Genomic DNA, 13,708 nt, shown 5'->3' with positions numbered 1-13,708 from the left:
GCCGCTAACATCAGGGAGCAAGCTCCCATCTGTCCGCTCGACTTGCATGTATTAGGCACGCCGCCAGCGTTCGTCCTGAGCCAGGATCAAACTCTCCGATAAAGTAGTTTGACTGACTACGCACATCACTGTGCGATTTTTAAAAACTGAATTAACAGGTACGTTTTGTCTTGTTTAGTTTTCAAAGATCATTACCGCCGCTTAACGAAGCAGCTTTATTACTATAACATTTAGCTTCTTTTAAGTCAACAACTTTTTTCAAAGTACTTAATGAAGCTTTTAGTTGATGTCAGCTGTTTATCAGCGACGAATAATAATATATCACGGATATTATCAAAAGGTCAACACCCAATTTAGGCTGTATGTGAAGAGACATTTTATCGGTTATATTCAATTGTCCATGCTCATAAGATGTAAAACAAGAATGATGGACAAGATAAGGAGGCATCATCAGTGAATCACTTCTATGTGTGGCACATTAAACGGGTAAAACAATTAATTATTATACTTATCGCCGCATTTGCAGCTGCCAGCTTTTTTTATATCCAAAGAGCTGTCCCGCTTCCCGTGTTTTCAACTGACACCGGACCTAAAGCCATTTATAAAGGAGAAACAGACTCTAAAGATATTTCACTTACTTTCGATATCAGCTGGGGTGATGAGAGAGCAGAACCGATACTTAATACTCTGAAAGCAAACGGGATTAAAAACGCAACGTTTTTCCTGTCCGCTTCTTGGGCAGAACGCCATCCCGACACAGTGGCCCGTATCGTAAAGGATGGACATCAAATTGGGAGCATGGGCTACGCTTATAAAAACTATGCCAATTTAGAGAGCAGCGAAATAAAAAAGGACATAAACCGTGCGCAAACAGCCTTTGAAAAGTTAGGGGTCAAAGACATACAGCTATTAAGACCCCCTACCGGCCAATTCAATAAGAATGTTCTAAAGGTCGCAAAGCAATACAATTATACAGTCGTTCATTACAGTGTGAACTCTCAAGACTGGACAAATCCCGGAGTTGAAAAAATCATCGACAATGTGACCAAGCAAGTTTCCGGTGGAGACATTATTCTTTTACATGCCTCCGATTCGGCAAAACAAACAGAAGAAGCATTGCCTGATATCATCCATCAGCTGAAAGAAAAAGGATTAAAAAATGTAACCGTGGGTGATCTCATCGCAAATTCTGATGCCAAATCCGCAGAGGTAAAGTAATTACTTTGCTGCAAACTTCGGCAGCATCAGCAATTGGAAGGCATTACATGCCATTAACGGAAAAAGCATTAAATAAAGCCAGTCCTCATCATTTACTCTTAATGCAGGGAACCATTCTAATGCGGTAATCACAACCATCAAAAACAACGATGACACAAATGTTTTCTTAGAGGACTGCTTTTGCTTTATATAAGCTGTAATCACTCCAAAGATCAATAAAAACACCGGTAACCACGCATAGCCAGCCAGCGATTCTCCGCTCTCTCCAAAAAATAAAAAACGCACGTACATTAAATCAAAAGCAACAAACAGGATGAAAAACAACTGAAGCAAATTCCACAAAGAGGAGGACCTTAATATCTCAAGCGCAAACCGATGAACTGTTAAAAACACGAAAAAACCCATTTGGCTGATCACACTGAAAATCATGCCTACACCGATAAACCAAAATAAAACAGAGAAAATCTGTCCCGCTTCAAATGTTAGAAACAGCCCTCTATATTCTCCCCACTTTAAAGCAAAACCCACAATACTCGTGATAAGCGCTCCGACAGCTAAAATAGAAAAGAAAAAACGAACTAAACCACGGCTTTTCATTTCTTTATTCATCCCCTCAAAAATCGCGAACAGCGATATTTTGTTATGTATAATTCCAAACAGATGAATCATATTAAAGGTAAGACAAGTATGTGAAAGGAGCTTAAGCATGTCAAAAGCCAAAACGCTATTGATGAGCTGTTTTTTGTTATTATCTGTAACAGCTTGCGCTCCAAAAGACCAAGCAGCGGATATGGACTATGATCAAACCAAAAAAATGGTTGTTGATATATTAAAAACTGATGATGGAAAGAAAGCTATTAAGGAATTATTAAATGATGATGCCATGAATGAAGCGCTGGTGATTGATCAAGATGCAATTAAAGGAACAATAGAAAAAACACTCACATCTAAAAAAGGCGAAGAATTTTGGAAAAACATCTTTGAAGACACTGATTTTGCTGAGGGCTTTGCCAAAACTCTTCAGACAGAGCATGAAAAAGTGATTAAAAAGCTGATGAAGGATCCAGATTACCAGAAGATGCTGATGAGCGTTATGCAGGATCCCGGCATGGATAAAAAGTACAGCCAGCTGGCAAAAAGCCAAGAATTCCGCAGTTATTTAGAAGAGGTTATTAACGAAACACTTTCTAGTCCGCTTTACAAAAAGCAGTTCGAAGATGAGCTGAAAAAAGCAGCAAAAGACACAGCCAAAGAAAGTGAATAAAGGGAAAGCCGGGATCTGGAATCCCGGTTCACCTTTTATACCTGCACTGACATTTTTGCATCTATTTTTTTTGCGATGTCCTGATATATTTCTCCGATTGGATGATTTTCGTCATAAACAGACGGAGCAAATTGGTCCTTATCCCAATCTGGCTGTTTCAATGGGATTCTGCCGAGCAAAGGCACATTTAGTTCCTCAGCCAGTTTATCTCCTCCGCCTTTTCCAAAGACATATTCTCTTTCCCCTGTCTTTGCACTTTCATAATAAGCCATGTTCTCTATGACCCCCACGACCTCATGATCGGTTTTAATCGCCATAGAGCCCGCTCTGGCCGCGACAAAAGCAGCTGTCGGATGCGGCGTAGATACGATGATTTCTTTGCAGCTCGGAAGCATTGTATGTACATCGAGAGCAACGTCCCCTGTACCCGGCGGAAGATCAAGAACGATATAGTCTACCTCTCCCCACTCTACTTCATGGAAAAAGTTATTCAGCATTTTGCCGAGCATCGGCCCTCTCCATACGACCGGAGCATTTTCTTCTACGAAAAAGCCCATTGACATGACCTTTACTCCAAAGCGTTCAACAGGAAGAAGTTTCTCTCCTTCAATTGTTGGACGCACAGTGATACCCATCATGTCCGGCACACTGAACCCATAAATATCCGCATCAATTAAACCAACCTTTTTCCCTAGACGAGCCAGAGAAATAGCTAGGTTTACTGACACAGTTGACTTGCCTACGCCGCCTTTTCCACTTGCTACAGCAAGAAAGACTGGCGGGTTATCCATATTTAATAATGTTTTTTTCTCAGCTGACGGCGCCCGGAATTTAGCAACCGTTTCTTCAGGCAGCTCTTCAAATCGAAGGCCGACTGTCTCAGCTCCTGCCCCTTTTAATACGTTTACGATCTCTTGCTGAATCTGCATTTGTTCTGCAGTTCCTGTTTTTGCAAGAGCGACTTTTACACTGATATGCCGTTTTTCAGGCTTTATTTTAATTTCCTTAACGGCATCCAATTCTCCCAGAGGTCTTTGAAGAAAAGGTTCGCGCATTTCTCCGACTAGTTTTCTTACTTCATCTTCTCTTATCATCGAACCTCACCCTTTTGTGTATTCGTTTACAATTATTATTATATCATACATAAATGGCGGGTGTCTTATGCTTAGAACCACAAGAAAACCCTCCATTACTCCGGAGGGTCTCCTTTTTCTGTGAAATATCGCAAAATGCCTTTATATATGGAAGATGCCACCTTGTCTTGATATTTCGGTTTACCGAGCAACGTTGCTTCACTTGGATTGGATAAAAATCCGACTTCTATAAGCGCCCCCGGTTTGGTAACGTTTTGCATTAAGTAGATACCATGAATCCGCTTTGCTTTCCGGGTTGTGTTTTCCAGATTTCTTCTCAGCTCATCCTGAATGTATTTTGCGACTTTCTCATTTTCCGCATATTTCCCGTAATAAAAGCTTTGGGCTCCGCTCCATTTTTGTGACGGAATCGCATTAAGATGAATGCTGATATAGAGCTCCGCCTCTGAATGGTTTATTAATTTGACTCGTTGTCTTAGATCCTCAGCTTTTCGTCGGCTATAGCCTTTTGTTCCTTCTGGAGCGAGATCAGTATCACTTTCTCTGGTCATGATAACAAGCGCTCCTTGTTCTTGAAGATAATCCCTGACTCTAAAGGCCACTTCCAGGGTAACATCCTTCTCTAACAGCTTTCCGCCGACTGCTCCGCCGTCAGGCCCGCCATGACCTGGATCTAGATAAATGATTTTACCGCTCAAGGGCAGGCTCCACGGCTTCCAAGAGTCGTTATTGCTGAACTGATACTTGAACAGAAATAGTAATATGATGAAACCTAGCAAAAAACTGAGCCATTTAAGCTTTTTCCTCATCCCTTCCCCTCCCGCTTGTCCGTTATTACATAACTATGGGACAGGGCCGGGAAATATGATTACCGCATGCGAAGCTTACACTGTTTTTCTCTTTGAACAAACCCTGCTGTCCACCAATCTTTAATGAACTTGCGTGCCGCTTCATAAACAGTGTTTTTATCAAATGTTGCGTATTGCTCGTGTATCCAATTATAGAGATAATCAAAAAACTCCATACGCAGCTCTTCTTCTTCTCTTGCAGAGCGGGCACTGATACTCTGCATGGATTCTCCGTAATAGCCGAATATCCCAAAACGCCCGCCTAACAAATAGGCTTCTATAGCAAAATCAATACAGCCTTCGGTAATAATATCTCGTTCATCATGTAAAAATGGAAATAATGGTTCCAAACAATCCTTAACAGACTGGATAATTTGTCTCAGAGAGAGTTCTTTGAGCAAGTTCTTTTCTAATTCAAAATCCTTTTGGCGTTTCACATCCATAAAAGACAGTACTTCTGCCATATAAATTCACTCTCCTTTTACCGATTATTTTGAGGTTTGGATGATGAAACAATGCCCGAATTCGGTTGGAAATTCGCCCAAATGAAGGTGTAAAATCGATAAAAAATCAGCTTTCCGCAGGATCCGGAACAAATGTTCTGTAAGTAGTTATGAAAAAAGCAGCCCCTCTAACAGGTCGCTGCTTTTCATACTTTCATGCTTCTTGTTGCAGAATATGTATGGATATATTGGTCTAATACAAACCCGCCTTTATCTTCATAAAAACCAGTAACGATAAAACCGGCATCAATTTGGCCTTTGATTTGGTCTTCTAAGGAATGGCCGAATTCCAGAGCCTCATTATTTTCGATCAGTTTTTTCACTTTATGTTTCGGAAGATCTTCTGGGTCAGCGTATGGAATGGAGTGTTTTACTTTTAAAACACCTTGCTGTTCTAATTCTGTATCAAACAGAAATACAACAGGATTGACAAAACCCGAGATTAGAATGCCGTTCCTTTTCAACACACGGTGCGCTTCCTTCCATACCGGGAGGACATTCTCAACAAAAACATTGGCAACAGGATGTACAATGACATCAAATGATTCATCATTAAATACACTTAAATCGTCCATGCTTCCTTTGACAGTGTGTATCGTGAGACCATCTCGCTCAGCAATCATTCTATCCTGATTCAGCTGTTTTTCTGAGTTATCTAGTACGGTGACATCCGCGCCTGCGGCTGCCAAAACTGGACCCTGCTGGCCGCCGCCTGATGCTAAACAGAGTACTTTCAGTCCTTCGACAGGCGGAAACCAATCCTTCGGTACATCTTTCATTGGTGTTACCCTTATATCCCAATTTCCTTTTTTTGCTTGTTCGATAACCTGCTGCTCAACAGCAACAGTCCATTCATTGCCTGTTTCTACTTTTTTATCCCAGGCTTTGCTATTATGAGCTACTAACGCATTCATGAATCTTCTCCTTACTTTAATGTATAGAGTATAACAAATATTTCTAGATTGATATCGCTTTCCCTTTGCATATTTAGAAAAAAGTTCATAAAAACGCAAAAAAATCACAAAGGAGATATGTGATTTATATCATCAGATTTACTTTTACTTCGTTACATAAAGCCATTAGCAATGAGAGCTATTGTTTCTCCGGGTTAAGAATCAGCAGTGAACTTTAACGGATGAGATACAGTGGTTAGATGGAGCTGGGCTGATCACATAACGATAATAAACATTGACCGAACTTCCAATTGAATAAGAATGAAAGCTATCATGATTATTACAGTGAGACTGTTTATAAACAAACAATTTGCTTAACCCCGTCAAGCGTCCATTCAGTGTTATTTTTATGCGAAGCTGCCACGTTTTATTGAAAGAAAAAAGCTCCCAACCCAAGGTCGAGAGCTTTTTGAAAACGTAAAATTAACGTTTTGAGAACTGAGGTGCACGACGAGCGCCTTTAAGACCGTATTTTTTACGTTCTTTCATACGAGCGTCACGAGTCAGAAGACCTGCACGTTTAAGAGTTGTACGGTATTCTGGATCTGCTTCAAGCAAAGCACGAGCGATACCGTGACGGATTGCTCCAGCTTGACCAGATAAGCCGCCTCCATGTACGTTTACTAAAACATCATAAGTGCCAGCTGTTTCAGTCAAAGTTAATGGTTGTTTGATATCTTCGATTAAAGCTGCAGATGGGATGTGTTCGCTGATTTCACGATTATTAACGACGATACGGCCTTCTCCTGGAACTAAACGCACACGCGCTACAGAGCTTTTACGACGGCCAGTACCGTAATATTGAACCTGTGCCAAATTGGTAACCTCCTTTTTAATTAACCGCGAAGTTCGTAAACTTCAGGTTTTTGTGCTTCGTGTGGATGCTCAGAACCACGGTATACGTTCAATTTTTTGAACATTTGACGACCTAGAGAACCTTTTGGAAGCATGCCTTTGATAGCAAGCTCAAGCATTTTCTCAGGGTAGTTTGTACGCATTTCAAGAGCAGTTCTTGATTTTAATCCGCCTGGATGTTGAGTGTGACGGTAGTAGATTTTGTCAGTTAACTTTTTACCAGTTAACTCGATTTTTTCAGCGTTGATGATGATCACATGATCTCCAGTATCAACGTGTGGTGTGTAAGTTGGTTTGTGTTTTCCGCGAAGGATAGCTGCAACTTCTGAAGAAAGACGACCTAAAGTCTTGCCAGCAGCATCAACAACTAACCACTTGCGTTCAATAGTACTTGCGTTAGCCATAGGTGTTGTACGCATTGAATTTCCCTCCTAAATGATCTGTCATTTTCAATAAACTTCGATTACGTTCTATTTCACAACACAATAAGTTCCGGGGCTTATCGTGGGGTTGAAATACATACCATATGATATCTTATAACTTTATGCAGACTCTGTCAAGAAAATATTATACACCTGGTTTAGTTGTCATAGTAAACGTTCCATAAATATAGCCCGTGCCCCGGCGCTGTGCGCCCTGCCGCTTCGCGATCCTTCGCTTCCAGCATGGATTTCACCTCATCGGGAGAAATTTTTCCAATACCTGCATCAAGCAAAGTACCCGCAATAATTCTGACCATATTATATAAGAAACCGCTGCCTGTGATCCGCATTTGCAGGCCGTCAGCCGTCTCAGTCCAATCAAGTTCGTATATCGTTCTTACCTTGTCCTGCACTTCTGTTTTAGCCGCGCAAAAGCTCGTAAAATCATGTGTCCCTATAAGATGCTTTGCCGCTTCTCTCATGTCCTGCACATTAAGGTGATATGAAAAATGGTAAGCGTAATGCCGTTTAAATACGTCCGGGTGTTTCTCCGTGTATACAAAGTAGCGATATTCTTTTTTGACTGCGCTAAATCGTGCATGGAACCCATCATCCGCAATTTCTGCCTGTTTGACTGCGATATCGTCCGGAAGCAGTGCATTTAAGGCATATGGCCATCTCTCAGCCGGGATAGACAGCGAAGTGTCAAAATGAATCACCTGTCCGGCTGCGTGAACCCCGCTGTCTGTTCTTCCAGACGAAACGACCGGAATTCTGTCTTTTGACTTATGCAGGACAGCCAAAGCTTTCTCCAGTTCATCCTGAACCGTTCTTTTGCCCGGCTGAACCTGATAACCGTTAAACAAATGTCCGTCATAAGAAATCGTGCATTTCAGTCTCATACAGCACCTCTAAGCCCTTAAGAAAAATAACAAAGCAGCTAATACAATTAAGCTGACAATGACAGAAGTGTCTTTTCCTGTCCATACAAGCTTTCTATATTTCGTACGTCCTTCTCCGCCTTGATAGCCTCTTGCTTCCATTGCCACCGCAAGCTCTTCGGCGCGTTTAAATGCGCTGACGAAGAGCGGGACAAGAAGCGGGACAATAGCCTTCACTCTTTCTTTGACAGGCCCGCTTGTAAAATCAACGCCTCGCGCCATCTGAGCCTTCATGATCTTATCTGTCTCCTCCATCAGTGTCGGAATAAACCGTAAAGAAATTGACATCATAAGAGCCAGCTCATGAACAGGAAGCTTTAATTTTTTCAATGGGTTCAGCAGCTGCTCCATTCCATCGGTAATCTCAATCGGTGTAGTCGTAAGCGTTAATAAGGTTGTGATTAAAATCAAATAGACGAATCTAAGAGAAATGAATATCCCCTGAACCAGACCGCCCTCATAGACTTTGAAAAAACCTATTTGAAAGATAATCGGTCCTTCATGTGTCATAAGAATGTGAAGAAGGAACGTAAAAAGGACAATCCAGATGATTGGCTTCAGCCCTTTCATTAAAAAAGAGAAAGGAACTCTTGTTAAAGAAACGACGCCAATTGTAAATAAACCAAGCAACGCATATGTCTGAACATTATTGGCTAAGAATACAATGCAGACAAATAAAAAGATCGTGATCAGTTTTGTTCTGGGGTCAAGCCGGTGCACAAGTGAAGTCCCTGGTACATACTTGCCGATAATCATGCTGTCCATCATAAAGTCTTCTCTCCCTGAAAAAGAGCACGGATTTCGGCAGCGGCATCTTCGATTGTGAGCATAGGCTCATTAAATCGCACACCCAGTGCAGCTTCAAGGTGTCTTTGGAATTTTATTGTTTCAGGAAGATCCAGCCCCCAGCCGGCCATCTCTTCACCCTTTAAAAACAGATCACGCGGACTGCCTGATGCTTGTATCGTTCCTTTATGCATAACAATCATTTCATCAGCGTATGCAGCTGCATCCTCCATGCTGTGTGTCACAAGGATCGTCGTCAGGTTCCCACGTTGATGAAGCTCATAAAACATGTCCATAATCTCTTTTCGACCTCTTGGGTCTAATCCTGCAGTCGGTTCATCCAGAACAAGCACTTCAGGGTCCATTGCAAGTACGCCTGCAATTGCAACTCTGCGCATTTGTCCCCCGCTTAATTCAAAGGGTGACCTGTCCAAAAGCTCTTCTGATAAACCTACAAGCTGCAGCATCTCTCTCGCTTTTTGTTCAGCATCTTCTTTTTTAACACCAAAGTTCATCGGTCCGAATGAAATATCTTTAAGAACTGTTTCTTCGAATAATTGATGCTCAGGAAATTGGAAAACGATTCCGACTTTTTTACGAAGTTTTTTCAGATCTTTATTCTTTTTCCCTGCCTGAATGACAGTGCTGCCTAGTGATATCTGTCCCTTCGTCGGCTTCAGGAGACCATTTAGGTGCTGTAGAAGAGTGGACTTGCCAGAGCCTGTATGCCCGATAACGGCTACGTAGCTTCCTTCTTTAATCGATGCATTGATATCATACAGTGCTAGGCGCTCAAACGGCGTCTTCATCTGATAGCGATGCTCTACATCTTTGATTGTAATGTCCACAGCTCTTTCACCAGCCCTTCCTGAGTCAAATGGTTTTCTTCCAAAGCCAGTCCATTTTCTCTTAAAAGCTGGCTAAGCTGGAATGAGAAGGGTAAATCAAGCCCAATTCGAACAAGTTCTTTATTCAATTTAAAAATCTCTTCAGGCGGCCCTTCAGCATATTTTTTACCGCCATTCATGACAATGATCCTGTCTGCTTTTGCTGCCTCATTCAGATCATGTGTAATGGATATGACAGTCGCCATGCCCTGCTCTTTTAAATGTCTTACCGTTTCAAGCACTTCTTCTCGCCCGATCGGATCAAGCATGGATGTTGCTTCATCTAAGATAATAATATCAGGACGTGCGGCAATAACCCCCGCAATCGCAACTCTCTGCTTTTGGCCTCCGGAGAGATGGTGCGGCTCTTGATCGAGAAAATTTTGCATATTTACCTGTTTTACTGCCCAGTCCACTCTCTCAATCATTTCTTCCCGCGGTACACCATTGTTTTCTAAACCAAAAGCCACATCATCGCGAACAGTCGTTCCGACAAATTGGTTATCCGGATTTTGAAAGACCATACCTATCTTCTTACGCACTTCCCAAACGGATTCCTCTGTCAATTGAATCCCGGCAACCTCAATGTCGCCTGATTCAGGAAGAATTAAACCATTCAATGCCCGGGCCAGTGTTGATTTCCCTGAACCGTTATGACCTACGATTGCAAGCCATTCACCCTCATACACCTGCAGGGAGACGCCGTCTAGTGCTCGTCTTTCTGCGTCCTTCCGATATCGAAATACGATATCCTCTACCGATATCAACTGATTTTGATTCATGGAAAACCGGCCTCCTCTCAGCTAATGCTCTGCTTTTCTCTCTATTAAAAGTTGCAGTATCTAAAAAAAGGGCATAGATCCAGTTAGAAACTGTCCCGCCCTTCTTTAGATACACAAAAATATGTGATTAAACCAATTCGATAATTGCCATTGGTGCTCCGTCACCACGGCGAGGACCAAGCTTCATAATACGTGTGTATCCGCCTTGGCGCTCCTCGTAACGAGTTGCAATGTCAGAGAATAATTTTTGAAGTGCATCTTGGTTATTTTCTTCGTTTGCAACCTCGTTGCGGATGTATGCAGCAGCTTGACGGCGAGCGTGAAGATCACCGCGTTTGCCAAGCGTGATCATTTTTTCAACTACAGAGCGAAGTTCTTTCGCACGTGTTTCAGTTGTTTCGATTCTTTCGTTGATGATCAAATCAGTTGTAAGATCACGAAGCATAGCTTTACGCTGTGCACTCGTACGTCCTAGTTTTCTGTATGACATGTGATGTCCCCTCCTTTATTGGAATGCTGTTTCTGAATAATAAACACACGAAAATCCTAGTTCACAAGGGAAACTAGTCAATCGTCTTTGCGAAGTCCGAGTCCAAGTTCTTCTAGTTTCGCTTTCACTTCTTCAAGTGATTTGCGTCCTAGATTTCGAACTTTCATCATATCTTCTTCCGTCTTGTTCGCAAGCTCTTGAACCGTGTTAATACCCGCACGCTTTAAGCAGTTGTAAGAACGAACAGAAAGATCCAATTCTTCAATTGTCATTTCAAGAACTTTCTCTTTTTGATCTTCTTCTTTTTCAACCATGATTTCAGCATGTTGAGCTTCGTCAGTTAAACCAACGAATATATTAAGGTGTTCAGTTAAAATCTTTGAACCAAGCGCAATTGCTTCTTTCGGTCCAGTGCTTCCATCAGTCCAAACATCAAGTGTAAGTTTATCATAGTTTGCAACTTGGCCTACACGAGTGTTCTCTACCTGATAAGATACACGAGAAACTGGCGTATAGATAGAATCGATCGGAATCACGCCGATTGGCTGATCGTCTCTCTTGTTTGCGTCAGCAGGCGTATACCCACGTCCTCTTTGAGCAGTAAGGCGAACTCGGAAACTCGCATTCTCACCAAGAGTCGCGATATGAAGATCAGGATTTAAGATCTCTACATCACTATCGTGTGTAATATCAGCTGCCGTTACAGTTCCTTCACCCTGTACATCAATTTCTAGCGTCTTCTCTTCATCAGAGTAGATTTTCAATGCAAGCTTTTTAATGTGTAAGATAATCGTTGTAACATCTTCCACAACGCCTTCAATTGTCGAGAATTCGTGCAGTACACCATCTATCTGGATTGATGTTACAGCGGCACCAGGGAGTGAGGATAAGAGGATACGACGTAAGGAGTTACCCAGAGTTGTACCATATCCACGCTCAAGTGGCTCTACGACAAACTTACCAAATTTGGCATCGTCGCTGATTTCAACCGTTTCGATTTTTGGTTTTTCAATCTCGATCATTACTTAAAACCCTCCTTCAAAACGTCGAAACCTCGAATAGAATCATATGAGATTCCATCCGAAATTCCCCATTGTTTAGTCCCGTATGTGCTCAGGCAACGAGTCGGTGCATTCGTTTCATAAATAACTGTATCATAACCCATTATTGACAGGGACACAAAATCTATACAAACAAATTACACGCGGCGACGTTTTGGTGGACGGCATCCGTTATGAGGAACAGGAGTTACGTCTCTGATAGCAGTGACTTCTAGTCCAGCAGCTTGAAGTGCACGGATTGCAGCTTCACGGCCTGAACCAGGTCCTTTAACAGTAACCTCTAGAGTTTTAAGACCATGTTCGATTGAACCTTTAGCAGCTGTTTCTGCAGCCATTTGCGCAGCAAAAGGAGTAGATTTACGAGAACCTCTGAATCCTAAAGCTCCGGCACTAGACCAAGAAATAGCATTACCATGAGTGTCAGTGATCGTAACGATCGTGTTATTGAAAGTTGAACGAATATGAGCAATTCCAGACTCAATATTCTTTTTCACGCGACGTTTACGCGTGTTAGATTTACGAGCAGCAGCCATTGTTTAAGAACCTCCCTTACTTATTTTTTCTTGTTAGCTACAGTACGACGCGGACCTTTACGAGTACGCGCGTTGTTTTTAGAGTTTTGTCCGCGAACAGGTAATCCTCTGCGATGACGGATTCCGCGGTAGCTTCCGATTTCGATCAGACGTTTGATATTAAGAGAAACTTCACGGCGAAGGTCACCTTCTACTTTCAGTTTGTCAATAATATCACGGATTTTACCAAGTTCTTCTTCAGTAAGATCGCGCACACGAGTATCTTCTGAAACTCCAGCTTCTTTTAAAACTTGCTGAGCCGTTGTGCGGCCAATTCCGAAGATGTATGTTAAAGAAATAACAACACGTTTGTCACGTGGGATATCTACACCAGCAATACGAGCCATTCTCTGGGCACCTCCTTATAAATTATCCTTGTTTTTGTTTATGCTTTGGATTTTCACAGATCACCATTACTTTTCCTTTTCTGCGAATAACTTTACATTTTTCGCAGATTGGTTTAACTGATGGTCTCACTTTCATGTGTTTCCAACCTCCTTCAGTTTCCGGAGTGCTTTATTTGTAACGGTACGTAATCCTGCCACGAGTTAAGTCATATGGAGATAATTCTACCGTAACTTTGTCTCCAGGTAAAATGCGAATGAAGTGCATGCGGATTTTACCAGATACATGAGCCAAAACAGTGTGGCCATTTTCAAGTTCAACTTTGAACATCGCGTTTGGCAGTGTTTCGACTATAGTACCTTCCACTTCAATTACATCGTCTTTCGCCATTCAAGTGTTCTCCCTTCTTCAAATCAGTAACTTGCTTTCTGACAAATTTCAAAAGAAGTTTGTCACACGCCCTGTTTCGTTTATACTGTTCTGAACTTCCGGAGATACGCAATCATAAAGGGTTAAATGATTGATATTCTTTTTCTTAGGAGAATGAAATGTACGCTTTTCTCCGTCTGCTGTTAGTACATTGATGATGGTTAAAATTCCAACGACAAGCAGCAAGATGAATTCGGTCTTGCCAATGTTCACCCAAGCTTTCTGCCCTATCAAGCTTGAAAAACATCTGTCTTCGGA

The 13,708-nt window shown here is 41.9% G+C and carries 19 protein-coding genes, 1 rRNA gene and 1 pseudogene; 2 read left to right on the top strand and 19 right to left on the bottom strand.

Going from position 1 to position 13,708, the window contains the following annotated elements; translation table 11 throughout:
* Window positions 1-102, bottom strand: a 16S ribosomal RNA gene (locus tag CW370_RS20020); the annotation flags it as partial.
* A 351-nt stretch (window positions 103-453) separates the two neighbouring features.
* On the opposite strand from CW370_RS20020, the gene pdaB reads away from it, so the two are divergent.
* Window positions 454-1,218 carry a polysaccharide deacetylase family sporulation protein PdaB gene (pdaB, locus tag CW370_RS20015; protein ID WP_015252978.1) on the top strand — a complete coding sequence of 255 codons (765 nt, stop codon included), beginning with the start codon at window positions 454-456 and terminating at the stop codon, window positions 1,216-1,218.
* Here the strand turns inward: pdaB and kbaA are convergent, their stop codons facing one another.
* Window positions 1,219-1,815, bottom strand: a complete 597-nt coding sequence (gene kbaA, locus CW370_RS20010) for a KinB-signaling pathway activation protein (RefSeq protein WP_004399693.1) — start codon at window positions 1,813-1,815, stop codon at window positions 1,219-1,221. It lies immediately after the preceding gene.
* A 109-nt stretch (window positions 1,816-1,924) separates the two neighbouring features.
* Here kbaA and gerD point away from each other — a divergent pair, with 109 nt between their 5' ends.
* Window positions 1,925-2,482, top strand: coding sequence for a spore germination lipoprotein GerD (gene gerD, locus CW370_RS20005; RefSeq protein ID WP_003235126.1), 558 nt, complete (start codon window positions 1,925-1,927; stop codon window positions 2,480-2,482).
* A 35-nt stretch (window positions 2,483-2,517) separates the two neighbouring features.
* Here the strand turns inward: gerD and salA are convergent, their stop codons facing one another.
* The 17 genes and pseudogenes from salA to CW370_RS19920 form a co-directional block, all read right to left on the bottom strand.
* Complete coding sequence (salA, locus tag CW370_RS20000; protein WP_003235124.1) at window positions 2,518-3,576, bottom strand: iron-sulfur carrier protein/transcriptional regulator SalA; 1,059 nt, start codon at window positions 3,574-3,576, stop codon at window positions 2,518-2,520.
* A gap of 95 nt (window positions 3,577-3,671) precedes the next feature.
* A complete protein-coding gene (gene cwlD, locus CW370_RS19995) occupies window positions 3,672-4,385 on the bottom strand; it encodes an N-acetylmuramoyl-L-alanine amidase CwlD (protein ID WP_004399672.1) in 714 nt (237 codons plus the stop codon).
* Between the two features lie 59 nt (window positions 4,386-4,444).
* Complete coding sequence (locus CW370_RS19990) at window positions 4,445-4,888, bottom strand: YbaK family protein (RefSeq protein ID WP_003235118.1); 444 nt, start codon at window positions 4,886-4,888, stop codon at window positions 4,445-4,447.
* A 185-nt stretch (window positions 4,889-5,073) separates the two neighbouring features.
* Window positions 5,074-5,841 carry a class I SAM-dependent methyltransferase gene (locus tag CW370_RS19985; protein WP_024571498.1) on the bottom strand — a complete coding sequence of 256 codons (768 nt, stop codon included), beginning with the start codon at window positions 5,839-5,841 and terminating at the stop codon, window positions 5,074-5,076.
* 462 nt (window positions 5,842-6,303) lie between these two features.
* Window positions 6,304-6,696, bottom strand: coding sequence for a 30S ribosomal protein S9 (rpsI, locus tag CW370_RS19980; RefSeq protein ID WP_004399691.1), 393 nt, complete (start codon window positions 6,694-6,696; stop codon window positions 6,304-6,306).
* A gap of 20 nt (window positions 6,697-6,716) precedes the next feature.
* Window positions 6,717-7,154, bottom strand: a complete 438-nt coding sequence (gene rplM, locus CW370_RS19975) for a 50S ribosomal protein L13 (RefSeq protein ID WP_003241966.1) — start codon at window positions 7,152-7,154, stop codon at window positions 6,717-6,719.
* A gap of 161 nt (window positions 7,155-7,315) precedes the next feature.
* Window positions 7,316-8,059 (bottom strand): tRNA pseudouridine(38-40) synthase TruA, encoded by a 744-nt coding sequence (gene truA, locus CW370_RS19970; RefSeq protein WP_024571499.1) that lies wholly within the window; start codon window positions 8,057-8,059, stop codon window positions 7,316-7,318.
* A gap of 9 nt (window positions 8,060-8,068) precedes the next feature.
* Entirely contained in the window at window positions 8,069-8,866 is a 798-nt protein-coding gene (locus CW370_RS19965) for an energy-coupling factor transporter transmembrane component T family protein (protein ID WP_004399656.1), read from the bottom strand.
* Window positions 8,863-9,732, bottom strand: coding sequence for an energy-coupling factor ABC transporter ATP-binding protein (locus CW370_RS19960; RefSeq protein ID WP_003235106.1), 870 nt, complete (start codon window positions 9,730-9,732; stop codon window positions 8,863-8,865). Before CW370_RS19960 ends, CW370_RS19965 begins: the two co-directional genes overlap by 4 nt.
* The gene (locus CW370_RS19955; RefSeq protein ID WP_024571500.1) at window positions 9,708-10,553 is read right to left on the bottom strand and encodes an energy-coupling factor ABC transporter ATP-binding protein; all 846 of its coding nucleotides are present in this window, start codon (window positions 10,551-10,553) and stop codon (window positions 9,708-9,710) included. Before CW370_RS19955 ends, CW370_RS19960 begins: the two co-directional genes overlap by 25 nt.
* Before the next feature lie 127 nt (window positions 10,554-10,680).
* On the bottom strand, window positions 10,681-11,043 hold the full coding sequence (rplQ, locus tag CW370_RS19950) for a 50S ribosomal protein L17 (protein ID WP_003225836.1): 363 nt from the start codon (window positions 11,041-11,043) through the stop codon (window positions 10,681-10,683).
* Window positions 11,044-11,120: 77 nt separating this feature from the next.
* Window positions 11,121-12,065 (bottom strand): DNA-directed RNA polymerase subunit alpha, encoded by a 945-nt coding sequence (locus tag CW370_RS19945; protein ID WP_003225835.1) that lies wholly within the window; start codon window positions 12,063-12,065, stop codon window positions 11,121-11,123.
* Window positions 12,066-12,241: 176 nt separating this feature from the next.
* A complete protein-coding gene (gene rpsK / locus CW370_RS19940) occupies window positions 12,242-12,637 on the bottom strand; it encodes a 30S ribosomal protein S11 (protein ID WP_009966385.1) in 396 nt (131 codons plus the stop codon).
* Between the two features lie 20 nt (window positions 12,638-12,657).
* Complete coding sequence (gene rpsM, locus CW370_RS19935) at window positions 12,658-13,023, bottom strand: 30S ribosomal protein S13 (protein ID WP_003235095.1); 366 nt, start codon at window positions 13,021-13,023, stop codon at window positions 12,658-12,660.
* A 22-nt stretch (window positions 13,024-13,045) separates the two neighbouring features.
* Window positions 13,046-13,159, bottom strand: coding sequence for a 50S ribosomal protein L36 (rpmJ, locus tag CW370_RS19930; RefSeq protein ID WP_003156543.1), 114 nt, complete (start codon window positions 13,157-13,159; stop codon window positions 13,046-13,048).
* A 33-nt stretch (window positions 13,160-13,192) separates the two neighbouring features.
* Window positions 13,193-13,411 carry a translation initiation factor IF-1 gene (gene infA, locus CW370_RS19925; RefSeq protein ID WP_003156508.1) on the bottom strand — a complete coding sequence of 73 codons (219 nt, stop codon included), beginning with the start codon at window positions 13,409-13,411 and terminating at the stop codon, window positions 13,193-13,195.
* Window positions 13,389-13,657 (bottom strand): annotated as a pseudogene (locus CW370_RS19920) (ribosome-binding protein ybzG). Before CW370_RS19920 ends, infA begins: the two are co-directional and overlap by 23 nt.
* Window positions 13,658-13,708: the final 51 nt, after the last annotated feature.

Source organism: Bacillus sp. SN32 (assembly GCF_002837495.1).
Taxonomy (GTDB): domain Bacteria; phylum Bacillota; class Bacilli; order Bacillales; family Bacillaceae; genus Bacillus; species Bacillus subtilis.
The sequence above is the reverse complement of the archived record's forward strand: the minus strand, read 5'-3'. Positions and strand labels throughout refer to the sequence as shown.